25 protein-coding genes are annotated in these 24,241 nt (G+C 48.4%); 23 read left to right on the top strand and 2 right to left on the bottom strand.

Translation table 11 applies throughout. The features are described 5' to 3' along the window. Positions 1-52 precede the first annotated feature (52 nt). The 13 genes from ABY044_RS07770 (at position 53) to ABY044_RS07710 (ending at position 14,095) form a co-directional block, all read left to right on the top strand. Entirely contained in the window at positions 53-1,024 is a 972-nt protein-coding gene (locus ABY044_RS07770; RefSeq protein ID WP_373019662.1) for a carbonic anhydrase, read from the top strand. Between the two features lie 270 nt (positions 1,025-1,294). Further along, positions 1,295-1,936: a hypothetical protein gene (locus ABY044_RS07765; protein ID WP_373019661.1), complete on the top strand. Its 642-nt coding sequence runs from the start codon at positions 1,295-1,297 to the stop codon at positions 1,934-1,936. 34 nt (positions 1,937-1,970) lie between these two features. After that, a complete protein-coding gene (hypB, locus tag ABY044_RS07760; RefSeq protein WP_373019660.1) occupies positions 1,971-2,720 on the top strand; it encodes a hydrogenase nickel incorporation protein HypB in 750 nt (249 codons plus the stop codon). A 26-nt stretch (positions 2,721-2,746) separates the two neighbouring features. Next, a complete protein-coding gene (locus ABY044_RS07755) occupies positions 2,747-3,007 on the top strand; it encodes a HypC/HybG/HupF family hydrogenase formation chaperone (RefSeq protein ID WP_373019659.1) in 261 nt (86 codons plus the stop codon). Then, positions 3,004-4,170: a hydrogenase formation protein HypD gene (hypD, locus tag ABY044_RS07750; RefSeq protein WP_373019658.1), complete on the top strand. Its 1,167-nt coding sequence runs from the start codon at positions 3,004-3,006 to the stop codon at positions 4,168-4,170. The genes ABY044_RS07755 and hypD overlap by 4 nt, the downstream gene beginning before the upstream one ends. Beyond that, positions 4,167-5,174: a hydrogenase expression/formation protein HypE gene (hypE, locus tag ABY044_RS07745; protein WP_373019657.1), complete on the top strand. Its 1,008-nt coding sequence runs from the start codon at positions 4,167-4,169 to the stop codon at positions 5,172-5,174. The genes hypD and hypE overlap by 4 nt, the downstream gene beginning before the upstream one ends. Positions 5,175-5,196: 22 nt before the next feature. Next, a complete protein-coding gene (gene hypA / locus ABY044_RS07740) occupies positions 5,197-5,541 on the top strand; it encodes a hydrogenase/urease nickel incorporation protein HypA (RefSeq protein WP_373019656.1) in 345 nt (114 codons plus the stop codon). Between the two features lie 66 nt (positions 5,542-5,607). After that, positions 5,608-8,049 (top strand): hydrogenase small subunit, encoded by a 2,442-nt coding sequence (locus ABY044_RS07735; RefSeq protein ID WP_373019655.1) that lies wholly within the window; start codon positions 5,608-5,610, stop codon positions 8,047-8,049. Beyond that, positions 8,046-9,746 carry a nickel-dependent hydrogenase large subunit gene (locus tag ABY044_RS07730; RefSeq protein ID WP_373019654.1) on the top strand — a complete coding sequence of 567 codons (1,701 nt, stop codon included), beginning with the start codon at positions 8,046-8,048 and terminating at the stop codon, positions 9,744-9,746. Before ABY044_RS07735 ends, ABY044_RS07730 begins: the two co-directional genes overlap by 4 nt. Beyond that, on the top strand, positions 9,747-10,322 hold the full coding sequence (locus ABY044_RS07725) for a HyaD/HybD family hydrogenase maturation endopeptidase (RefSeq protein ID WP_373019653.1): 576 nt from the start codon (positions 9,747-9,749) through the stop codon (positions 10,320-10,322). A gap of 24 nt (positions 10,323-10,346) precedes the next feature. Continuing rightward, a complete protein-coding gene (gene hypF, locus ABY044_RS07720) occupies positions 10,347-12,656 on the top strand; it encodes a carbamoyltransferase HypF (RefSeq protein ID WP_373019652.1) in 2,310 nt (769 codons plus the stop codon). A gap of 4 nt (positions 12,657-12,660) precedes the next feature. Next, the gene (locus ABY044_RS07715) at positions 12,661-13,302 is read left to right on the top strand and encodes a hypothetical protein (RefSeq protein ID WP_373019651.1); all 642 of its coding nucleotides are present in this window, start codon (positions 12,661-12,663) and stop codon (positions 13,300-13,302) included. A 109-nt stretch (positions 13,303-13,411) separates the two neighbouring features. Further along, positions 13,412-14,095, top strand: a complete 684-nt coding sequence (locus ABY044_RS07710) for an arginine N-succinyltransferase (protein WP_373019650.1) — start codon at positions 13,412-13,414, stop codon at positions 14,093-14,095. A 34-nt stretch (positions 14,096-14,129) separates the two neighbouring features. Here the strand turns inward: ABY044_RS07710 and ABY044_RS07705 are convergent, their stop codons facing one another. Then, complete coding sequence (locus tag ABY044_RS07705; protein WP_373019649.1) at positions 14,130-14,606, bottom strand: acyl-CoA thioesterase; 477 nt, start codon at positions 14,604-14,606, stop codon at positions 14,130-14,132. Positions 14,607-14,668: 62 nt separating this feature from the next. Here ABY044_RS07705 and aroC point away from each other — a divergent pair, with 62 nt between their 5' ends. Genes aroC through gloA form a run of 4 tightly spaced genes read left to right on the top strand, consistent with a single transcriptional unit; the run spans position 14,669 to position 17,526 of the window. Further along, positions 14,669-15,769 (top strand): chorismate synthase, encoded by a 1,101-nt coding sequence (gene aroC, locus ABY044_RS07700; RefSeq protein ID WP_373019648.1) that lies wholly within the window; start codon positions 14,669-14,671, stop codon positions 15,767-15,769. Beyond that, complete coding sequence (locus tag ABY044_RS07695; RefSeq protein ID WP_373019647.1) at positions 15,756-16,931, top strand: MFS transporter; 1,176 nt, start codon at positions 15,756-15,758, stop codon at positions 16,929-16,931. Before aroC ends, ABY044_RS07695 begins: the two co-directional genes overlap by 14 nt. Next, on the top strand, positions 16,928-17,092 hold the full coding sequence (locus tag ABY044_RS07690) for a hypothetical protein (protein ID WP_373019646.1): 165 nt from the start codon (positions 16,928-16,930) through the stop codon (positions 17,090-17,092). The genes ABY044_RS07695 and ABY044_RS07690 overlap by 4 nt, the downstream gene beginning before the upstream one ends. A 38-nt stretch (positions 17,093-17,130) precedes the next feature. After that, a complete protein-coding gene (gene gloA / locus ABY044_RS07685) occupies positions 17,131-17,526 on the top strand; it encodes a lactoylglutathione lyase (protein ID WP_373019645.1) in 396 nt (131 codons plus the stop codon). Between the two features lie 80 nt (positions 17,527-17,606). On the opposite strand, the gene ABY044_RS07680 is transcribed toward gloA, so the two are convergent. After that, entirely contained in the window at positions 17,607-18,536 is a 930-nt protein-coding gene (locus tag ABY044_RS07680) for an MBL fold metallo-hydrolase (RefSeq protein ID WP_373019644.1), read from the bottom strand. A gap of 302 nt (positions 18,537-18,838) precedes the next feature. On the opposite strand from ABY044_RS07680, the gene ABY044_RS07675 reads away from it, so the two are divergent. The 6 genes from ABY044_RS07675 to ABY044_RS07650 all read left to right on the top strand — a co-directional run bounded on the left by ABY044_RS07675 (position 18,839) and on the right by ABY044_RS07650 (position 24,069). Then, complete coding sequence (locus ABY044_RS07675) at positions 18,839-19,393, top strand: cytochrome b (protein ID WP_373019643.1); 555 nt, start codon at positions 18,839-18,841, stop codon at positions 19,391-19,393. A gap of 100 nt (positions 19,394-19,493) precedes the next feature. After that, positions 19,494-20,072, top strand: a complete 579-nt coding sequence (locus ABY044_RS07670) for a YceI family protein (protein ID WP_373019642.1) — start codon at positions 19,494-19,496, stop codon at positions 20,070-20,072. Between the two features lie 158 nt (positions 20,073-20,230). Next, positions 20,231-20,458, top strand: coding sequence for a DUF2798 domain-containing protein (locus ABY044_RS07665; protein WP_373019641.1), 228 nt, complete (start codon positions 20,231-20,233; stop codon positions 20,456-20,458). Between the two features lie 82 nt (positions 20,459-20,540). Next, entirely contained in the window at positions 20,541-21,371 is an 831-nt protein-coding gene (locus ABY044_RS07660; protein ID WP_373019640.1) for a LysR substrate-binding domain-containing protein, read from the top strand. 304 nt (positions 21,372-21,675) lie between these two features. Then, positions 21,676-23,055, top strand: a complete 1,380-nt coding sequence (locus tag ABY044_RS07655) for a ribulose-bisphosphate carboxylase (RefSeq protein ID WP_373019639.1) — start codon at positions 21,676-21,678, stop codon at positions 23,053-23,055. Positions 23,056-23,268: 213 nt separating this feature from the next. Then, entirely contained in the window at positions 23,269-24,069 is an 801-nt protein-coding gene (locus ABY044_RS07650; RefSeq protein ID WP_373019638.1) for a CbbQ/NirQ/NorQ/GpvN family protein, read from the top strand. Positions 24,070-24,241 lie beyond the last annotated feature (172 nt).

Genomic DNA, 24,241 nt, shown 5'->3' with positions numbered 1-24,241 from the left:
TTTGCTTAATGTTTTGTAGGACGATTAGCCCATTAAGTTTTTGGAGTTTTACATGAGACGAAACCTCTCGTTATCGGTTGTTTTAAGTTTTTCGCTGGCCTTATTTTCAGGCGTGAGTGCCACTGTTTCGGCATCGGATGTACCGCTTACCAAGCCTTTGGTCGATTTGAACGCCGAAGCGGAAAAAATAAAGAAAGCCCAAGAAGCGTCTGCTAAGGATTCGGCGGCAGCGGTTAAAGCAGCTGAAAAGCCGGCGACGGAAGAGGCTAAGGCGGCGCACGCGGCACCGGCGGCTCATGCAATCCATTGGGGGTATTTCGGTGAAGGCGGGCCGCAGCATTGGGGTGATCTTTCTGCCGATTACGCAACCTGTAAAACCGGACGCAACCAATCGCCGGTCGATTTGCGCGACAAAACGGCTTTGGGCGTACAAGGGTTGCCGGGTCTGGATATCGCTTATCGCGAAGTGCCGTTGAAAATCATCAATAACGGTCACAGTATTCAGATCAATTTCCCGTTGGGAAGTTACATCAAAGTCGGCGGCCACCGCTTTGAATTGCTGCAATACCACTTCCATACGCCAAGCGAGCATCACAAGGAAGGATTTGCCTATCCGATGGAAATGCATTTGGTGCACAAGGACGGCGACGGTAATCTGGCGGTTCTTGGTATTTTGTTCCAGGAAGGCGAAGAGAATCCTTATTTGAACGGTCTGTTGAAGCGACTTCCAAAAGTCATGGGCAAGCAAGAGATTCATAACGATCTGAAACTCAATCCGGCGCATTTCATTCCACCTAATCCGGAGTTCTATAAATACAGCGGTTCTTTGACGACACCGCCGTGTTCGGAAGGCGTTTATTGGATGGTGTTTAAGCATCCTATCGAAGCCTCCGCCGAACAGATTCAGCAGATGAACGAATTGATGGGCGAAAACGCCCGTCCGGTTCAGCCGAAATTCGCCCGAAGTATTTTGAAGTCGTGGTTGGATCAGGACTTTGAAACCCCGCTTTACGAGTTTTACTAACGGATAGCAACCGGGAACGGAGCGTTCGTACCCGGTTGTGAAACCAGGCCGTTTTTAAAACGGACAGGCCCGTGAAAATCCAAACCGGTTTTCACGGGCTTTTTTTTGCCCCGTGTTTTGTCTCATTACCTTGTTGTGCGTATTTTTCTTGTGCACAGCGAAAAAGTCCGTAAACGACACGAATTTTTAACATTAAAGAGCGCGTCGGGTGATACACTTTGTACTTCAAAGAGTGTGGTTTTTAGTGTGATATAGAAAAGGGTAGCGAGAATGGAAGTCGGACTGTTTATCATTTTCTGGTATGGCGTGCTGCATGCAATGGGGCCGGATCATCTGGTGGCCATCGCCGATTTCTCAATCGGTAAGAACCTTAAGAAAACCGCTGCCGTTACCTTAATGTTTGCTTTGGGACATGGTTTAACGCTGTTTGTTTTCGCCAAAATCCTGCAACAATTTCCTGCGTCCGAAGCGTTTACCGATTACGGCGATGTCATTTCCGCCAGCGTCATTTTATTGATGGGGTTTTATCTCCTTTATTTGGTCGTCGCTGATCGTATTTCATTGCACAAACATAGGCACGAAGGCCGCGAACACCTACATATCAGTTTTTCCAAAAACCACTCTCATAGCCGTTTTAACGGAGCGATGCCTGCATTGAGCTTAGGTATTTTGATGGGCATCGGCGGGGTGCGCGGCATGTTGGTGACATTGAGTCTGGTCGGCAGTCAGGAAGTCACCTGGATGATGATTGCCTTGTTTGCGCTGGGTGTAATGCTGGTGTTTGTCTGTTTCGGTCTTTTCATTCTCGCGGTGAATCGTTATTGGTTGAATTCGTTGAAGAATGTTCGTCGTATCTTCGGTGTGCTGGGTGTGGTTTCGATTGTGGTCGGCGGCCGGATATTGCTAGGTTGAAGGTTGAGCGGTTTTTGGATTCAAAGGAGGTCTTATGTGTGAAGATTGCGGATGTTCAATAACGGATTCGGCATTGGAAAGTACGACGCGATTCGTTCCGGTTCACGATAATCCACAGCTTAACGATGCTAAAACCGTCGATGTCATCAGTAAGATTTTGCATAAAAACGATCACGAAGCCGCGCATAACCGCGCCCATTTCGACAAGGCCGGCGTGTTGGCGATCAATCTGATGAGCAGCCCGGGCAGCGGTAAGACCAGTCTGTTGGAAAGTCTGGCGGAATTGTCGGATCGTCCGTTCGAATTCGGCGTGATCGAAGGCGACCTGCAAACCTCTCGTGATGCCGAGCGTATTCAAGCCAAAGGTATTCCGGCCTATCAGATTCAGACCGGTTCCGCCTGTCATCTGGATGCGTTTATGGTGCATAAAGGTCTGCATGCCATGCCTTTGAACGACATTGACGTCTGTTTTATCGAAAACGTCGGTAATCTGGTCTGTCCTGCGAGTTACGATGTCGGCAGTCATTTGAATGTGGTGTTGGTATCGGTGCCGGAAGGCGACGATAAAATCGAAAAATATCCGGTGATGTTTCATAAGGCCGATCTGGTCTTGATCAGCAAGGTCGATCTGATGCCGCATTTCGATTTCGATATGCAGGCGGCGAAAGCCATGGCCAGACAGCTCAAACCGAACGTCGATATTTTGGAGATTTCCGGTAAAGATCCCGAGTCGATTCAGCGAGTGGTCGAGTGGGTCGAGTTCAAACGCAAAATGCGCGCATAACCCGAATTCCGTTGAGTAACTAAGTCATGTGCCTATCGATTCCTTCCCAAGTGATTCAAATAGACGACGCCAATATCGCCACGGTCGATACCATGGGCGTGCAACGTCAGGTCAGTCTTGACCTGATGCCGGAAGCGGTCGATATCGGTGACTATGTGTTGATTCATGTCGGATTTGCGATGAACAAGATCGATCAGGAAGATGCGCTTGAAAGTCTGAAACTGTATCGGGAGATGGTCGATCTTATGGATGCCGAAGACCTTAAGGTATCGCAGGGGAATTCATGAACGGTTTGCAGCTTCAAGACCTCTATCAAGGTTTTCGCGAACCGCAGACAATCCGTGTTTTGGCGGATAAAGTCCGTCAGGCTGCATCGTCTCTTAAGTCGCCGCTTCATATTATGGAAGTCTGCGGCGGCCATACTCATACCATTATGAAATATGGGTTAAAGCAAATTTTGCCCGATAATATCGAGTTTATTCACGGTCCGGGATGCCCTGTCTGCATCATGCCCAAAGAGCGCATCGATCATGCGATTGCCTTGGCGCAAATGGAAAACACCATCCTGCTGACGTTGGGCGACATGATCCGCGTTCCCGGTTCCAAAAGCAGTTTGGCGAAACAGCGTGCCTTGGGCTGTGACATTCGCGCTTTGAATTCGCCGTTGGACGCCATCCAGATCGCACGGGAAAATCCGGATAAACAGGTGGTGTTCTTCGCCATCGGTTTCGAAACCACCACACCGATGACGGCGGCGGTGATTAAGCAGGCGATCGCTTTAGGATTGGGAAACCTCTTTTTCCATATCAATCACGTATTGGTGCCACCGGCGGTCGAGGCGATTCTTTCCGATCCGGCCTGTCGCATCGATGCGTTGATCGGGCCGTCGCACGTCAGTGTCATCAGCGGCGCCAAAATCTACCGTCCGTTGGCGGAAAGTCACAATATGCCGATTGTGGTCAGCGGTTTCGAGCCGGTGGATGTGATGCAAGGCATTCTGATGATTGTCGAACAGGTGCTTGAACAACGTCATGAGGTGGAAATCCAATACACGCGTGCGGTGAGTTTCGACGGCAACCTTAAAGCGCAGCAAATGATCGATACCTATTTACAGCCGCGCAGCCATTTTCGTTGGCGCGGACTCGGCGACATCGCCCACAGCGCGTTGCGGCTGAAAGACGAATACCGTCATCTGGATGCCGAAGTCGCCTTTGCCGACCGGCTTTCCGACGAACCGATCGACGATCATAAGCTGTGCATTTGCGGCGACATTCTTAAAGGACTTGCCAAGCCGCAAGACTGTAAAGTTTTCGGCCGCGGATGCGATCCGACGCGTCCGCTGGGCAGTTGCATGGTGTCCGACGAGGGAGCTTGCAACGCCTATTATCGTTATGCCGAGGTGACTTTGCCGCCTTCCGCTAAACAGAATATGAATAGGGCGAGCGCATGAAAGTGATTGAACTTAGTCATGGCGGCGGCGGGGCGGAGAGCCAGCAACTCATTCAGCAGTTGTTTTACCGCCACTTTTCCAACAAGATTCTGTTGAAATCCGAAGACGCCGCGGTGTTGTCTTTGCAGGGGAAAACCGCTTTCACCACCGACAGTTTCACCGTCAGTCCGTTGTTTTTCAGCGGCGGTAACATCGGTAATTTGGCGATTGCCGGAACCTTGAATGATCTGGCGATGATGGGGGCGAAGCCGCTTTATCTGAGCTGCGCGTTCATTATAGAGGAAGGGTTGTCTTTCGATACGCTGGAAAAAGTAGTACAAAGCATGGCGCTCGAGTTGCAGAACAGCGACGTTCAAATCGTCTGCGGCGACACCAAAGTTGTCCCCAAGGGGGCTGTGGATAAGTTGTTTATAAACACCAGCGGAATCGGCGAGATTGCCGAGGAACAAAACGCAAAACCTTCGGCGCATGATTTGGAAGTCGGTGATGCGATTATCGTTTCCGGCGATATCGGTCGTCATGGTGCAGTCGTGATGGCCGAGCGCGAAAGCATTAAGCTGCAAAGCGGTTTTAAGAGCGATTGCCAAGTTTTATGGCCTGCGGTGAAAGCCTTGCTGGATGCGGGTTTGGAAATACACGCGCTGCGCGATGCCACTCGCGGAGGATTGTCCGCTTTGTTGAACGAATGGGCCAACAGTTCCGAGATTTGCATCGAGATTGAAGAGGATAAAATTCCGGTTAGCGATTCGGTCAGAGGGTTGTGCGAATTGCTCGGATTCGAGCCTTACGATTTTGCCAACGAGGGTACTTTTGCGATTGCATTACCCTGTTCACAAGTCGAACAAGCCTTACGGGTATTGAGCGAATTCGAGTTCACTAAAAATGCGGCCGTTATCGGTAAAGTCACCGATTTCCAAGCGGGTCTGGTGGTGTTGCAAACGCCTTGGGGAAGTCAGCGGGTTTTGGAATTGCCCAAGGGCGAACTCCTGCCGAGAATTTGCTGAGTCCGGATGAGAGTCGATTGCCATGCATGAATATTCCATCGTTCGCGATTTAATCGATCAATGCGAGGGGTATGCGCAGGACAACGGGGCTTCCGAGGTCAGTAAAGTCGTTATTAAGGTCGGCAAGCTTAGCGGGGTCGAACCCGACTTGCTGGCAACGGCTTTTGAGACTTTCAAAGAAGCGTCTGCAGTTTGCAGGACGGCCGAACTGGATATGCAGATTCAGCCGGTGGAAATATTCTGCCGGGGGTGTGGCGAACACAGTACGTTGGCAGAACATCGTTATGTGTGTCCTTTGTGCCAGAGTGTTGAAATTTCCATTACGGATGGCGAAGAGATGTTTCTAATGCAACTTGAAATGAAGTAGTATTAATACCAACAATTTTAGGGAAATTAAACTTTCTCAACAGACAGTCTTGCCGGGAGCGTTGTCATGCGAATTGTGATTATTGGGGGAGGTATTGCCGCGGATTATCTCGCCAATACCATTTTGGAAAAAGATCCGAATGTCGAAGTGCTGATTCTTTCCAAAGAAGCGTATGCACCTTACGATCGAATCCACCTATGCGACCTCGTAGAAGGGGTTGCGGACATCCATGACATCACACTGGACTTGCACCCGGGGGTTCAGGTCAAACTCAACGAGGAAGTCACCGCCATCGACCGCAAGGCCAAACAGGTGATTTGCCACAATCGACGTTACGATTACGATTATTTAATTATCGCCAGCGGTTCCCAGCCTAAAACCCTATTCGACATTTCGCAGATTGATAATGCGGTGACTTTCCGCAGTGCGGACGACAGTTTCAAAATCGCCCGGAACCTGCAAGAACGTAACGTGGTCATTATCGGAGCCGGGCCGATCGGCCTTGAGTTACTGGATACGCTGATGCGCATGCCGTCTCCGAAACGTATCTATATGATCGTCATTGACGAAAGCCTGTATTCGCCCGATCTGGACCCGTCGAGTGTCGCCTTGATTCAGAAAACGTTCGAGGCCGATCCGCGCATCACCATCTCCTTCAACGACCAGATTACCGATAAGGTGGTGGAGAACGGCCACATCACGACTCTGAACACGTTCAAGCACACCATTGAAGACCCGTTCCTGATTTTCGGCATCGGCATCAAGCCGAATGTCGATTTCGCACGTGACGCACTGGAGTGCGATCGCGGCATTCTGGTCGATAACACGCAGCGCACATCCGACTTGTTTATCTATGCGGTCGGCGAGGCGGCGCAAATCGACGCAACCGGTTTCACCGCCGGGCACGCCAAAGATTGCCGGATTCAAGCCGATGTTGCGGTGAGCAATATTCTCAAAGTCGAGCCGAAAACCTTTGAGCGCGAAGTCGCCATAGACGGCCTTAAAGTCGGTTCGTTCCAGTTCACCGATGTGTCGTCGCCCAATTACAACATGCGCGACGAAGACAACGAAGTGGTGTTGTTGCGGTCCAAGAAAGAGGAGCGTATTGACCAGTACATCCTCAATAACGAAAAGTTGATGCGCTTCATCGGCGTCAATTCGAATGTCGATGCGCTCTATCTCAAACAGTTGATTGTCGAAAACGAAAACATCGATGCCTCTTATTTGTATAACAACCGTCACGAGAGCGAGCGCGGACGTTTGGTGTGCAGCTGTACCGGCGCTTATCAAAAGGATCTAGTCGACATCATCGAAGCCAATGCGGTCACCAGTTTTGCCGAATTGAAAGAATACAGTCAGGCAGGTCGGGTGTGCGGACGCTGCAAAAAAGACGTCGCCAATCTGGTGGCGACGGCGCATGTGGACAAGGCCGAAGTCGAACGCAAAAAAGCCGAACGCGAAGCGGCCGAAAAGCAGCGTCAATTGGATAAGGTTAAGCGACGTCTGGACAAATACAACCGTCTGCACCCGAGTAATCAAATCGACAACACCAATCTGGAAGAGGCGTTGAAGTCGTTCGACAAGGTTAACGAATTCAACGGCTGGGTGTCGATGATGACTTTAAACCTGCAACTGCCGCCGGAGTTCGATCATCTGGTGCATCAAGGGATTCAGCATTTGAACAAGGTGCCGGTGATCTGGTTGGAGTTGGCGGACTGTACCGGCAACTCCGAAGGTTTCATCAAGTCGGTTAACCCGACGGTGGACGAATTGATTCTGAAATTCATCTCCTTGGATTATCACGAATTGTTGATGGCCGCCTCCGGACCGCATTCCGAAAACCGACTTGACCAGTTGATCGAAGAGGACGGCGGCGATTACATCCTGATTGTCGAAGGTGCCGTACCGCTGGGCATGGAAGGTAAGTTTCTTCGTATCGGCCCTAAAGGCGAAACCGGCGAGGCGTTGTTGAAACGCGTGGCCGAGAAAGCGGCGGCGATTTTTGCGGTAGGTTCCTGTGCCTATGACGGCGGAGTCGTGGCCGCCGCGCCGAACCCGACCGGCGCGGTGGGGGTCTCCGAAGCCTTGGGGCGTAAAGACATTATCAATTTGCCGGGTTGTCCGGTGAACCCGATCAATATCGTCGGTACTTTGCTGCATTACGTCATGTTCGGCGAATTTCCGGAACTGGGCGAGAACAATAAGCCGGAATGGGCTTACGGGCCGCGCGTGCACGACAACTGCGAACGTCGCGGTCATTACGACGCCGGCGAATTTGTCCGCGAGTGGGGAGACGAAGGTGCCAAGAAAGGTTGGTGTCTGTTCGAGATGGGGTGTAAAGGCCCGTATGCAGACATCAACTGTTCGCAGGTGAAATTCAACGAAGGCACTTCCTGGCCGGTTCAGGTCGGTCACGGTTGCATCGCCTGCGGTAAAGGTAAGGTCGCCTTCGACGAACTGGCCAACAACCGCAAAGTAATCAATGTTCCATACGAGTTAAAGTCATGACACAGCCAAAACAGAAAATCGTAATCGATCCGGTCACGCGTATTGAAGGTCACTTGCGGGTTGAAATCGAGGTGGACGAAAACAATGTGGTCACCGAGGCTTGGGCGTCGGGGCAGCTGTTCCGTGGCATCGAAACCATTCTTAAAGGGCGCGACCCGCGTGATACCGGTTTGATCGCGCAGCGTATCTGCGGCGTCTGTACCAACTCGCATTACCGTGCCTCGATCACGGCGGTAGAAAACGCCTATGAAATCGTGCCGCCGAGAAACGCCGAGATTGTCCGTAATCTGGTCTCTTTGGCCTTGTTCGTACAGGATCATATCGTCCATTATTACCATCTGCATTCGTTGGACTACGTCGATGTCGTCAGCGCACTGAGCGCAGATTGCGAACAGGCCAGTAAGATCGCTCATCAGTGGCACAAACAGCCCTATAACTGTTCGCAAGGCGATTTGGCCGCCGTGCAGGAAAAACTCAGCAGCTTCGTCAAAGCGGGGCGATTGGGTCTGTTCGCCAACGGTTACTGGGGACACCAACAATATAAGCTGTCGCCGGAAGAGAATCTGATTCACATGAATCACTATCTGGAAGCCTTGCGCATTCAGCGTGAGGTCAGCAAGGCGATTGCGATCTTTGCCGGGAAGACGCCGCATCCTCAAAACTTGGTGGTCGGTGGCGTGACCAGCGTTATGGATATGCTCAATCCGCAGCGTTTGAACGACTATCTGTTCATTATCAAAGACACCCAGGAATTTCTGAAACGCGCCTATCTGCCGGATATGAAAATGGTGGTGGCCGCTTATAACGACGACATTAAAGCGGGCGTCGGACGCGGTAACGGCAATTTCATGACGTCCGGCGGTTATCCGTTGGGCGACGACGAACCGCTGTTCGAAAGCGGTGTGATCTGGGGGCATAATTTCGATCAGGTCGGTACGTTCGACGAAACCAAAATTACTGAAGAGGCGTCGCGTTCCTGGTATGCGGACGAAGCGCCGACCAGCCCGTTCGACGAGACCACCGAACCGTTTTATACCGACTTGAACGACGACGGTACTTTGAAGACCGAAGGCAAATACAGTTGGATCAAAGCGCCGCGTTATCATGGCGAACCGATGGAAGTCGGGCCGATCGCGCGAATGCTGATCGGCTACTTGCAAGACGGCAAGTATGTGAAGCCTTATATGCAGCATTTCATGGACGACACCGGTATGGAATTGATCGATTTCTCCAGTTCGGTCGGACGTAACGCAGCGCGTGCCGTCGAGGCCGAGGTGGTGTGCGACGTTATTTTCAGTTTTGTCAGCGAGTTGATCGAGAACATCAAGTATTACGACGAAGAGACCTGGACGAAATACGATTTTGAATCCCTTCCGGCCACCACCAAAGGATGTGCGGTATTGGAAGTGCCGCGCGGTACTTTAAGCCATTTCGTGCGTATCGACGAGGCCAAGGTGCAGAACTATCAAGCGGTGGTGCCGACTACTTGGAACGCCTCGCCTAAAGACGCCAACGGCCAACGCGGGCCTTACGAGGAAGCGATTGTGGGATTGAAACTGGCCGATCCGCAACAGCCGTTGGAAGTGCTGCGCGCGGTGCATTCGTTCGATCCGTGTCTGGCGTGTGCGGTGCATGTCATCGACGCCAAAGGTAAAACCCTGGCGGAATACCGGGTTCATCCGGTCGGCGGGCTGTAAGTGTCGCAAATCGAAAACTCAGCCAATATCGCCGTGCTCGGCATCGGCAATATCCTGTTTCGGGATGAGGGACTGGGTATCTACGCCACGCAATTTCTGAAAGACAATTACGTTTTCTCACCGTCAATTGACCTGATCGACGGCGGCACCTTGGGTATGAATCTGATTCACTACTATCAGAGTTACGACCATCTATTGCTATTGGACACCATCAGCGTGGACGAAAACGACGAACCCGGCACCGTTTATTCATTGCCTGCCGACGTATTGCAGGGGATGGGCAACTACCGTAAGACCGCTCATGAGGTTGAAGTGTTGCAGACTTTGGAGTTGGGTGCCTTAGTGGGTGATATGGCCGAAATTCAAGTGATCGCCATGGTGCCGGAAGACATGGAATCGGTTTCGATCTCCTTGACCGATACCGTACGACAAGCGCTGCCGTTATTGATCGATACCGTGATCGAGCAACTGGAAGCGTTGGGCGTGAAAGTCGAACCGCAGCCGCAGCCGAAGGTCAGGTCGCTGGATCAGATCGTTGACGAATACGATCGACCGCAGGCTCAATCGTTTGCATAATTTAGGGGCGTTACAGGTGATGAAGTGTCTTTAACCGATTTCCAACATCTTGCTTTACAGGTATCCGGCAAAGTGCAGGGGGTTGGTTTTCGTCCGTATGTCTATCAGTTGGCGCAAGCACTGAATCTTCAAGGTTCCGTCTGCAATACCTCGCAAGGAGTGTTGATTCATGTGCAGGGCGAAGCAAACGCCGTCGAACGGTTTCATCAACGGTTAATGGCGGAAGCGCCTAAACAGAGTTTAATTCAGTTGGTCGAATCCGAATCCTTGCCATTGTCCGATTACGACGGGTTTGACATTCGAGAAAGCGAATCTGCAAAAGGCGGTAAAAACGCCAAAGGCCATAACCGAATCTCGCCGGACATCGCCGTGTGCGAAACCTGTCTAACGGAATTTCACGATCCTAATAACCGTCGTTATCACGATGCATTCATCAACTGTTCGGATTGCGGGCCGCGCTTTTCGATTTTGAACAAGCCTGCCTACGACCGTGAAAATTCGGCGATGCAGCCGTTTGAAATGTGCGAGGCCTGCGCAAGCGAATATCTCGATCCCAGCAACCGACGTTTTCATACTCAGGGCATCTGCTGCCCTGAATGCGGCCCTAACATGCATTTGTATGATGCCTCTCAAAAAACCTTGGCCGAAGGCGAGCAGGCGGTTCGACAAGTTGCGGAAATTTTAAATCAAGACGGTCTGGTTGCACTTAAAGGAATCGGCGGTTTTCATATTCTGTGTGACGCGACCGATACGCAGGCGGTTGAAACGCTTCGCCAGCGTAAACACCGCCCGGCCAAGCCGTTTGCTGTGTTGTGCAAAGATTTGGAGATGGCGAAATCGTTGGCCGATTTAACGGAACACGAAATCGAACTGCTCACGTCCGACGCCAGGCCGATTGTATTGGTTCAACCTAAACCCAACACGGTTTTGAGCGAGCAAGTCGCACCCGAGATCGACCGTTTGGGTCTGTTTCTAGCCTATTCGCCGTTACAGCATCTGTTGTTCGAATATTTCGATAAGCCTCTGGTCGCCACCAGCGCCAACCTTTCCGGAGAGCCGATTATCTATCAGGCCGAAGAGGTGTTCGGCAAATTGTGTCGCAGTAAAAATTCGGTAGTGGATTACGTGTTGGATTTCGACCGCGAGATAGTTAATCCATGTGACGACAGCATTGTGCAAAGCGTGAACGGTAAAACCGTGACCTTGAGGTTGGCGCGTGGGTTGGCACCGTTTTATCTGCCACTGAAGAAAACGGATTGTGCCAACGGAAAATCATCCGAACGAAGCTGCCCGGAAACGTTGGCGGTCGGCGCACAACAAAAAAGCAGCGTGGCAATTGCCAAGAACGCCCAAATTATCCTGTCTCCTTATATTGCAGACCTGTACTCCTTAGCTTCGCAACAGCGTTTTCAACAGACGGTTGAACGCATGAAAACACTCTGTCAATCCAAGCCGAGAAAACTGGTGAGCGATCTGCATCCGCAGTATTTCAGCAGCCAGTGGGCAAAAAAACAGGCAGGGCAAAACGGGCTGTCGTTGACTAAAGTTCAGCATCATTATGCCCATGTGTTGGCATGCATGGCCGAATTCGGGTTGACCGAAACCGTGTTGGCATTCAGTTGGGACGGCACCGGACTAGGTGAAGACGGCGACTTGTGGGGCGGAGAAACGTTATTGGCCGATCTGAACGGTTACGACCGTTTGCTGAATCTGAAACCGTTCAAATTGTTGGGCGGTGATCTTGCCAACCGCCAACCTCGACGTATTGCGTTAGCGTTGCTGTTCGACCAGTTTTCTCTGGATGACGTGTTGATGCTGGATTCACCGACGGTTCAGGCGTTCAGCGAAGTGGAAGTCGAACAATTGAATTACATTCATCACAAGAGCCTGAACAGTCCGGCAAGCAGTTCGATAGGGCGCCTGTTCGACGCCGTGGCGAGTTTACTGGGCTTGAAGCAGAACCTCGACTACGAAGGACAAAGCGGATTGCTGTTGGAAAAACATTACGACGAAGCAATTACCAACGCTTATAGATTTGAAATCGAAGACGGCTTGATTGACGTTGCGCCGATGATCGAAGCGTTACTCAAGGATCAACAACTGGGGATCGAGTTATCAGTCATCGTCAGCCGTTTCTTTAACATGCTCGTGAACCTAATCGAACAGGTTTCAGACCAATACCCAAATTTGCCTGTCATCGTCAGCGGCGGCGTTTTCCAGAATAAAATGCTGTTGAAATTGTTGTCGCAACGTTTTGAAAATAAAAAACAAACACTGTTTTTCCAACAGAAAACACCTATGAACGATGGTTCGATTGCGTTGGGGCAGGTATGAATAGATGAATCAGTCTCAAGTCGTTAAAATTTATTTAAATCAAATGGAGATGGTGAAAAAGCGCTTGTTTTATGCAGAAAAACAATTAGAAAAGTTTGAAAAAAATAATGAATTAATGGATTTGGAAAATGTGATTTTGAATCTCAGGAAAATTCTTGAAATTATTGCATATGCTTCAATAGCTCCAAATAAGAAATCTTATTCAAAATTTCGTAATGATTCTGAAAGGCCTGTTGATTTTAGAAAAGATTATCATGGTGGATATATTCTCAAACATCTATCAAAAATAAATGAAGATTTTTATCCTAAGCCTTTGCTTGAACCAAAACTATTAGCACCACGTAGATGGCATTTTGATAGTTTGGCTGATGGGTATTTAACTAAAAACGAATACATAAAATTATATGATCGTTTAGGTAAATATTTGCATGCGGATAACCCTTGGGGTAATGATAAGGGGTATATGCAACTAGCCAAAGAATTACCAAGTTACTTTGCAAAAATTAGGAATTTGTTGCGGTTGCATGCAACCTTTGTTCAGGATGCAAAGTCGCGATTTGCTTTTGTTGTTGAATTAGGTTCTTTGACGAAAAATGCCTCAATGATTACAGCTATTGCTGATGGTGCATTTATTGTTGATAACTGAATGTGATAATTTTAACTGAGCTTCTGTTTTGAGTAATAATTCGTATAGAATGTGGCTTAATTAAAATCACAAACGATTAGTTCGACTGCGTAACGATAAGGTAAGAGATATGAATGATGAATCTAAAAACGAACCGATGGAAGCAACGAAGCAAGAGGTGAGTAAGGGCGTCAGTGGCGTTAAGGTGGTTTGGATTGTTTTGGCCACCATTCTGGTCACAGTCGGTTTGACCTATTGGATTCTGAGTCAGACGCTTTTTCTGAAAGCATTCACGCCGGTGGAGTTGAAGCCGAAAGAGGAGCAGGTGCTTAACGCCAAGTTGAAAGTCATCGGTGTTGAGGTCAGTGAATACGACGCGCAGGGCAACCTGAAACCGGAAGCGTACAGCGAGGTAGGTGCCAAGCGCGAAGTGCTGTTCAGTGAACGTGAATTGAATGCGTTGCTTGCCAAGAATACCGATCTGGCGAAGAAAGTGGCGGTGGATTTGTCCGACGACCTGTTGAGCGTGAAGGTATTGGTTCCGTTGGAAGAGGATTTTCCGGTGATGGGCGGTAAGACATTGCGTATCAACGCCGGTGCGGAGTTGGCTTATCGGGACGGCAGACCGATTGTGAAACTTAAGGGCGTGAGTCTGATGGGGGTGCCGATTCCGAATGCCTGGCTGGGTAATCTCCAGAACGTCGATTTGGTGAACGAGTTCGGTGCCGATCCCGGTTTCTGGAAGGGCTTTGCCGAAGGGGTCGAGAACATTTCGGTCAAAGAGGGCGAGTTGAGCGTTAAGCTCAAGGAGTAATAAGTCGAATAAGCCGTTAACCGTTCAAGTTCGGTTATTTTCGATAAGGCTCGATAAATTCTTTAGGTATCGGTTTGGGTTTGTGGTTTATCAAGTCGATACAAACGTAAGTGGCCTGCGCGGTGAACACGGTTTTGCCGTCGCGCGGTCGAATAATCTGAAAATTTCTGGTTCTCAGACAGCAGCCTTTTTGTTCTCCCACCCAGGTTCCAATCAACAGTTCGTCCCCTAAATAACAACTCGCTTTGTACTGCATGCAGTTCTCGTACACCGCCATGATGCGGTTAAGTCTTTTTTGGGTGTCGTGATTGATGCCGACCGCCAAACTGTGCATCCACGCGACCTGTTCCATCCACGCCACGTAACTCTTGTTGTTGACGTGGTTTAGGAAGTCCAGTTCTTCTTCGCTCACCACATGTTTATGGATGAAAGGGTCGGGCGCTTGCCAATCGAATGCCTGCCAGTCCGGCGAACTCGTTGAAAGTGGGGTGGAATCGTTGTTTTGGGTCATTACTTTTAAAGGGTTTTTAGGTAGAATACACCGATTATAACGAATCTTAGAGAAGTACACTTATGTCGGGCAATACGATTGGACAAAATTTTCGCGTCACTACCTTTGGAGAGAGTCACGGTATCGCACTGGGTTGTATCGTTGACGGTTGTCCTCCGGGATTGGAATTGAGCGAAGCGGATATCCAGATCGAATTGGACCGCCGTAAGCCGGGAACGTCCAAGCACGCCACGGCACGCCGCGAAGACGACGAAGTGCAGATTCTTTCGGGCGTGTTCGAAGGCAAGACCACTGGTACGCCGATCGGCATGATTATTCATAACAAAGATCAGCGTTCAAAAGATTATTCAAAAGTGGCGGAAACTTTCCGTCCGTCTCACGCCGACTACACTTACACCCAAAAGTACGGCCTGCGCGATTACCGCGGCGGCGGACGTTCTTCGGCGCGTGAAACCGCAATGCGTGTTGCGGCGGGAGCGATTGCCAAGAAGTATTTGAAAGAGCGTTTGGGCGTGGAAGTGAAAGGTTACCTTTCTCAGTTGGGCCCGATCACGGTTGAAAACGTGAGCTGGCCGTTCGACAATGACAACGAATATTTCTGCCCGGACGAAGCCAAGCGCGAAGAGATTCGTGCTTATATGGACGATCTGTTGAAGCAGAAAAACTCGGTTGGTGCAAAGATCAGCATCGTCGCTAAAAACGTTCCGGTCGGATTGGGTGAGCCGGTATTCGACCGTTTGGACGCAGACTTGGCGCACGCCTTGATGAGCATCAACGCGGTCAAGGGTGTGGAAATCGGCGACGGTTTTGCAGTCGCAGGGCAGTTGGGAACCGAACACCGTGACGAAATGACCCCGGAAGGGTTTGTATCGAACCATTCGGGCGGGATTCTGGGCGGTATCTCAACCGGTCAGGACATTGTTGCGCACATTGCGTTGAAACCGACTTCAAGCATCATGACTCCGGGCCGCAGCATCAATACTCAAGGTGAAGCGATCGAAATGGTCACTAAAGGCCGTCACGATCCTTGCGTGGGCATCCGTGCCACCCCAATCGCCGAAGCGCAGATGGCGATTGTGCTGTTGGATCACTTCATGCGTAACCGTGCCCAAAACGGCGATGTGGTGGCACCGATCGTTGACCTAGCTCATGCGGGCGAATAACGGGGAAATCTCCTCGACACATCCATCCTATCAGACAGCCTATTACAGGCTGTCTAGCCATTATTTTTTCTACTTTGCCGTTCTCGGCGGACTGCTTCCTTATCTAGGCCTTTATTTCCAATCGCTGTCGTTTACACCGGTGGAAATCGGACAATTGATGGGGGCGTTGTTGGCAACCAAAGTGATTGCACCGAATCTATGGGGTTGGTTGGCTGACCGGTCGGGCTTGTCGATTAAATGGGTGCGTCTGGCAACCGCTTTGACGCTAGTCAGCGGCGTTGGTTTGATTGCGTTCGACAGTTATTGGGCGTTGTTGCTGACGATTCTATTTTTCAGCTTTTTCTGGCATGCCTCTTTACCGCAATTTGAATCTTATACCTTTGGTTGCTTAGGCGACGAGAAACATCGGTACGGCCAGATTCGGCTGTGGGGTTCGGTCGGTTTCATCGCGGCGGTACTGGCGATCGGTTGGCAGGTCGAGCATTTCGGTATCTGGGTGTTGCCTTGGAACCTGTTGGCGTTATTAGGCGCGGTATGGCTGACGGCCTATCTGGTCAGCGATAGTGCACCGCGAGTGCATCTGGAAAAAGATGTCGGCTTTATCGAAATTCTCAAACAGTCTCCGGTTTGGCATCTGTTGGTGGTGGCCTTTCTGGTTCAGCTTTCACATGGCGTCTATTATGCGTTTTTCACTATCCAACTGAGTGCGTTAGGGTATGAAAAAACCGTCATCGCCTGGTTGTGGGCATTGGGTGTGATTTCCGAAATCGGCGTGTTCTTTTTCATGGCCTGGCTATTCAAGGCGTATTCGGTTCGCAATTTGATTTTAATCAGTGTTGTGCTGACGTTGATTCGCTGGTTGATGAACGCCTATCTGGCGGCTAGTCTGGAGTGGATGATTGTTGCGCAGATATTGCATGCGGCGAGTTTCGGATTATTCCATGCGGCGGCGATCCACCTGATCGACCACTATTTCCGTGGACGGCATCACGGTAAAGGGCAGGCGATTTTCGCAGCGAGCAGCCACGGTTTGGGCGGTGCTTTAGGGATGTTGATGGCTGGTTATGCGTGGTCGTTAGGGCAGGCCGAATTAGCTTATGGTTTGTGTGCGATTGCAGTGGCGATTGCATGGTTTTTCGCTTGGCGAGGGGTGCGCGAATGATTTTGGTTTTAGTTTCGTTATTGATAGGGGTTGTCAGTGCGTTTTATTGTCATAAAATGGCACAATCCAAGCATCGTCCTGCGGCATTTTGGGGTACGATGGGTTTACTGTTTGGACCGCTAGCGTTGATTGTGCTGATGTTGTTAAAGCGCGTTGACTAGGGCGGGAATCGAATTAAAAAATTTTTAGGAGAGTCACAATGAGAATGTTGCATACCATGTTGCGTGTGGGCGACTTGGACAAGTCGATCGAGTTTTATACCAAGGTTTTGGGAATGGAATTGTTGCGCCGTAAAGATTATCCGCAGGGCGAGTTTACGTTGGCGTTTCTGGGCTACGGAAACGAAGACGAAAACACGGTGCTTGAACTGACTTACAACTGGGGCGTGGATTCTTACGACTTGGGAACCGGTTACGGCCATATTGCGATTGAAGTCCCTGACGTCTACGAGACGGCGGAAGCAATCAAGCAAGCAGGCGGTAAGATTATTCGCGAAGCGGGCCCGATGAACGCCGGAACCACCATCATTGCGTTTGCGGAAGATCCGGACGGATACCCGATCGAATTCATCGGTGCAGGTCACGACCGCGGTTAATCAAAATTCCGTTTTCATCTTTAAAAAAAAACCAGCAGTTTGCTGGTTTTTTTATGTCTGTTATTTAGAGCTTTGTGTCATTACATGGATGCTTCAAGCTTCAAGTAGGTCTGATTGAGGTTTCGTTTATGCCAGGAATCATAGTGTTCCAGATGTTTAAATTCAGGCCAGTCCTTATTGTTTTGAACCGCTGTATCAACCCCTGCAAATTCTTCAGCGGCTGCACTCATCGTTTCAACCAGTTTTTTCAGATAATCGCCGGTTTCGGCATCCGCCTGCTTCCAGTCCGAAACCCGACCGTGACCCGGTACGATATATTGAGCCGGTAATTCACGCATCTTTTGATAAGCTTGGTTCCAAGACACCGGGTTTGACCAAGGGTGAACGCCTAACATTCTGTCCAAATAAACAATGTCTCCGGTAAACAGCACCTTCTGTTTTGGCAACCAAAGAACGGAATCGCCAGGGAAGTGGGCGTCACCGTAGAAGTTAAGCTGCATTTCCACGCCGCCAATCGTCAGTGTGTTGGAATCCTTTTCCAATACCACATCTGCGGTTTTCATCTTAACGCCCGTTAGTTCAGGAACTTTTGACACTAGGTTGTCTACCTCCTGATTGAACATGGAAGATTGGGTTTCAACGCTTTTTTTGTAAGCGTAGATTTTGGCGCCTTGTTTTGAGAAATAATCATTCCCCAGCCAGCGGTGGTCTTGGCTTCCTATATTAATGACGGCGACAATCGGTTGGTCTTTGATGCCTTTGGCAATGGCTTCAAGCTTTTGGGCGGCGGCATCACCGGCACCGGAGTCAACTAGCACCCAACCTTCTTGGGTATCGATGAAACCGATATTGTTGTTAAGGCCTAAGTTTTCCGGTGTGCGGTCTGTAAGAGGTCCTACATAGGCATAGATACCATCGGTTACTTTTTGTGCCTTGAATTCCATCGCAAAAGCATTCCATGGCGAGATAGCAAGGATAAAGGTTGCCAATAGCTTTAGTAGATTTTTCATGGATTATCCTCTTTATGCAAAATCCGTTTATTCGGTGGGAAACGGTAAACGCCTCCAATTGAAATTCGATTATATGATATTTGTATAGGCAAATATAATAGAAAATAATAATGACGCTTCCCTAATAAAGGTAATCAAGTGATGAATCAAACTACCTAGAACTTGTGGGGTTTTTATGCCTGTAATTTCGCTAATTGTTCTTCTATTAGCAACAGTATTTTGAATTTTTGCCTATTTTTCCACGCATCACGAGTTTGTAAGATGTCTTTAAGTTTTATACAAAGCAGTAGACAGAGGCGTTTATGAACTTGACCAATAGCACTAAACATTATGGCTGGATCAGTATTGCAATGCACTGGGTTGTTGCCGTGACCGTATTGGGGATGTTCGCTTTGGGATTGTGGATGGTAGATTTGAGTTATTACTCGACATGGTATCACGATGCGCCTTTTATCCATAAATCCGTTGGCGTTCTTTTGGTGGGCCTGATGTTGTTTCGCTGGTTGTGGAATCTGCTAAATGCCGAGCCTGAATTGATCGGTGTTAAGAATCATTGGGTGGGGCTTATGGCCCGGGCAATGCATGGGGTTTTATATCTATTGGTTTTTCTATTGGGCCTCAGCGGATACCTGATCTCTACAGCGGAAGATCATGCGATCAGCGTATTCGGTTGGTTTGAAGTACCGTCGGCATTTGAACCATTTTCGGGTCAAGGTGATTTGGCCGGAGAAGTCCATGAGTGGTTGGCGTTTGCTTTAATCGGCCTGGTTGTTTTACATGCCGCAGCAGCCTTAAAGCATCATTTTATAGATCGCGATAACACCTTGAAACGAATGTTGAAAGCTGAATCGGATTGAATCGAATTGAACTAATTAATTCGGATTAATTGAAACTTAGAACCGTTTAAAAATTTATTTTGTTAAAAACCAGACCTTTAAATTGAACAGGAGATTTATCATGAAAAAATTACAGCAATTATGGCTGGCCGCTTCGTTTATGTTGGTATCGTCCTTGGCGTTTGCGGCACCGTCAAAGTATGTTATCGACACTCAGGGAATGCATGCGTCGGTTAACTTCAAAATTATGCATTTGGGGTACAGTTGGCTGACCGGCCGTTTCGAGAAATTTTCAGGCGATTTCACTTACGATCCCGAAAATTTAAGTAACAGCAAGATCGCGGTTAAAATCGATACCGACAGTGTCAGTACCAATCATGCAGAACGCGACAAGCATTTGCGCAGTGCGGATTTTCTTAACGTAAAAAAATATCCGGAAGCCACGTTTGTGAGTGATTCGATCAGCGGTGCCGATGAAGAAATGCTGGTCAAAGGGAAGTTTACTTTGAATGGCGTTACTAAAGAGATCACGATTGTTGCTCACAAAATCGGTGAGGGGAAAGACCCTTGGGGTGGTTATCGTAGCGGTTTTAGCGGAGCGACTAAAATTAAAATGGCCGATTACGGGATTACTTATGATTTAGGGCCGGCTTCCGCCGAAGTGTTCTTGGAATTGAATATCGAAGGGGTTAAAAAATAATCGGTTGTTCTAACGTATTGCAATAATATAGTGTAATATCTATTACACTATTTTCAGAAAGAAGGTTGGGTTGACGAACATTTGTCGATCCGGCCTTTTGTCATTTATACAATGCTAATAATCAACATTAATACTGGTTGAGGTTAATCAAGTTCGTTATGTTCCATCCAAAATATCAACATATTCTGTTTGCGTTTTTCATGTCGTTTTTCATGTCATTTTTGATGTCCGCAGCAATTAGTATTATCAATATCGGCATTCCGGATGATTTTATGCATATCTGGATGCATGCTTGGATTAGCGCCTTTGTGATCGCGTTTCCGATTGTGATTTTTGTGGGGCCGATGGTGCGTAAAATTGTGGCCCGTTTGATTCGCGTCGAATAAGTCGTTTCTCAAAAATCGACCGGCCTGTTTTCATCCTGGTGTAAGATTAGGTTTTTTTCGATCTTAAATTTTAGGAATAAATATGCCTGAAAAAGATTCCATCCTTGCAAGGAATGCCACCTTACGGCAGTTACAGGTATTTGAAAGCATCGCCCGTAATCAAAGTTTTACCAAAGCGGCCAAAGAGTTGCATCTGACGCAGCCTACGGTATCGATGCAGGTTAAGAAGCTGGTGGATGTGTTAGAGGCGCCTCTATTCGAACAGATCGGACGTAAGGTGTTTCTAACCAGTGCGGGGCAGGCTTTGTATGAGGCGGCCGAGGCGATACTGCGTAAACTTAATACCGCCGAACAGAAGATCAATCACCTTAAAGGTTTTTCCGGCGGAAGCGTCAAGTTATCGGTGATTTCGACGGCGCAATATTTCGTTCCTAAAGTCATTCATGAATTCAATCAGGCCTATCCGGATGTGACGGTTGTGATGCGTGTGGGTAATAAAGAAACTTTATTAGACCGAATCGCCAAGAATAAAGACGATTTTTACCTGTTAGGACAGCCGCCGGAGGGATTGAACGTGACATCGGAACCGGTGGCGGTCAATCCGTTGGCATTCGTGGCTAACGCCAATCACCCTTTGGTCGGTAAGACGCTGACGGTGGAGGATTTAAAGGACGAGCCTTTTCTGATGAGAGAAACCGGCTCGGGTATTCGTGCTCAGGTTGAGAAGGTGTTCGACCAGTTTGATTTCCAGCCTAGCGTCAAGATGGTGCTGGGCGGTAATGAGGCATTGCGTCTCGGGCTGTTGCAAAATCTGGGTATTACGGTGACCTCCGTTCCTACTTTGATGAACGAAATCAACCGTGGAGAGATTGCGATATTGAATGTTCGCGGATTTCCAATCAACCGCCATTAGTATCTGACGTATCCCAACGGTAAAATTCTTTCGATTGCCGCAGAGAAGTTAATCGAACTTCTCAAGCTGGAAGGCGAGTCCCTGAGTGCACAAGCATTTAATAAGCTAAATTGATTATTTAAAATCCATAGACGATGATCTATCGAAGAAATAAGAATTATTGATTTGAAGTTATCGATCAGTTCTCTATAATAGCCCTCGTTATATAAATTTCGGGGTCAAATCAAATTCTTAGTTTGGTTTGACAAAAAAGTAAGGGCGATAACTTCATCGCTGAAGCGTCCCTAAAATTGAGGTAAGAAAAATGGATCAGTCTAATCGTTATGCTGACTTGTCTTTGAAAGAAGAAGATCTGATTGCAGGTCAAAACCACATCTTGGTTGCTTATACCATGGAACCAGCTGCTGGTTACGGTTACCTAGAAGTTGCGGCTCACATCGCTGCTGAATCTTCAACTGGTACTAACGTTGAAGTTTGTACAACTGATGACTTCACTCGTGGTGTTGATGCATTGGTTTATGAAATCGACGAAGCTAACCAAATGATCAAGATCGCTTACCCATTTGATCTGTTCGACCGTAACGGAACTGATGGTAAGACAATGTTGGTTTCTTTCCTAACTTTGGCTATCGGTAACAACCAAGGTATGGGTGACGTTAAGAACCTTCAGATGATCGATTTCTGGGTTCCTGAATCTAAGCTATACCTATACGACGGTCCATCTGTTGATATCTCTGACATGTGGCGCATGCTTGGCCGTCCTGTTGAGAACGGTGGTTACATCGCTGGTACGATCATCAAGCCTAAACTAGGTCTACGTCCTGAGCCATTTGCTGACGCTGCATACCAGTTCTGGCTAGGTGGTGACTTCATCAAGAACGATGAGCCACAAGGTAACCAAGTTTTCTGCCCAATGAAGAAAGTTATCCCTCTAGTTGCTGACGCTATGAAGCGTGCACAGGACGAAACTGGTGAAGCTAAATTGTTCTCTGCGAACATCACTGCTGATGACCACCACGAAATGTGCTACCGTGCTGACTACATCCTAGAAACTTTCGGTGAAGATGCACCTAAAGTTGCATTCCTAGTTGACGGTTATGTTGGTGGTCCAGGTATGATCACTACTGCACGTCGTGAGTATGCTTCTCAGTACCTACACTATCACCGTGCAGGTCACGGAGCGATTACTTCTCCGTCTTCTAAGCGTGGTTACACTGCTTTCGTTCTTGCTAAAATCTCTCGTCTACAGGGTGCTTCTGGTATCCACGTGGGTACAATGGGTTACGGTAAGATGGAAGGTGATGCTTCTGATAAGAACATCGCATACATGATCGAACGTGACGAGTGTCAAGGACCAGTCTTCTACCAGAAGTGGAACGGTATGAAGCCGACTACTCCTATCATCTCTGGTGGTATGAACGCACTACGTCTACCTGGTTTCTTCGAGAACCTAGGTCACGGTAACGTAATCAACACTTCTGGTGGTGGATCTTACGGTCACATCGATTCTCCAGCTGCTGGTGCAATCTCTCTACGTCAGTCGTACGAGTGTTGGAAAGCAGGTGCAGATCCAATCGAATTCGCGAAAGATCACAAAGAATTCGCTCGCGCATTCGAATCTTTCCCTGGCGATGCAGACAAGATCTTCCCAGGCTGGAGAGAAAAATTGGGTGTTCACAAATAAGATATTCGTTTACGAATGTTTATTTGAACAACCAAAAGAAAAAACCTCTGCTTTCGGGCAGGGGTTTTTTTAAATCCGGATTTTATTACCTACCTATTTTCTAGGTTATTCAACACTCTGTTTTTATCTTGAATACGATGAGAATACAGTGTTAAATCACTTAAGAGCTTTCTTATATAAGATTAATTACCATAAACGTTACGGGGAACTGATATGGATATTTCACAATACAAAATTGATAACGAACCATTTTACGATGCGCAGTCTAATGAGGTAGAACTATACGAAGCGGCTTATGCGGCCCGTCTACCGGTTATGGTCAAAGGGCCTACAGGTTGTGGTAAGTCACGCTTTGTAGAGCATATGGCATGGAAATTAGGCAAGCCGATCATCACCGTTTCCTGTAACGAAGACATTACTGCTTCCGATTTGGTAGGTCGTTACCTATTAGACGCCAACGGAACGCGTTGGGTAGACGGTCCTTTGACAATGGCGGCACGTTACGGCGCCATCTGTTATCTGGATGAGATCGTTGAAGCACGTCAAGATACCATGGTTGTTATCCACGCATTGACCGACCACCGTCGCGAATTGTCTTTGGATAAAAAGGGCGAGTTGATCAAAGCCCATCCGGATTTCCAATTAGTTATCTCTTATAACCCAGGTTATCAGTCATTGATGAAAGACCTTAAGCAATCAACCAAGCAGCGTTTCTGCGCGTTGGATTTTGATTACGCCGAACCGGAAGTGGAAGCGCACATCCTTCAGAAAGAAGGTGGTGTCGATGCAGATACGGCTAAGAAATTGGTACAAATCGGTGAAACTGCGCGTAACCTGAAAGGTCACGGTTTGGATGAAGGTATCTCAACCCGTTTGATGGTTTATGCAGCGACTCTGATCAATCAAGGTATTACTCCAATCGAAGCGTGTAAGATGGCGTTGGTTCGTCCGATCACCGATGATGCGGACATCCGCCAGACCCTAGATAACGCAATCGAAATGATTTTCGGCTAATCATGGCCTGATTCACCCGCTTTAGGCGCTACTCTTCGTTGGAAACGGTCGTGTACTAATTGTACACTCCCTTTTTCCGGCCTTGATTAGCACCAAAATCAGATGAATCAACCTCATGATTTTATTGATGTGATTGAACAAAGACGTTCAATTTTTTATCCGTTAAAACCGA

Origin of the sequence: Thiomicrorhabdus sp. (assembly GCF_041583835.1) — a bacterium.
Lineage (GTDB): Bacteria > Pseudomonadota > Gammaproteobacteria > Thiomicrospirales > Thiomicrospiraceae > Thiomicrorhabdus.
The sequence above is the reverse complement of the archived record's forward strand: the minus strand, read 5'-3'. Positions and strand labels throughout refer to the sequence as shown.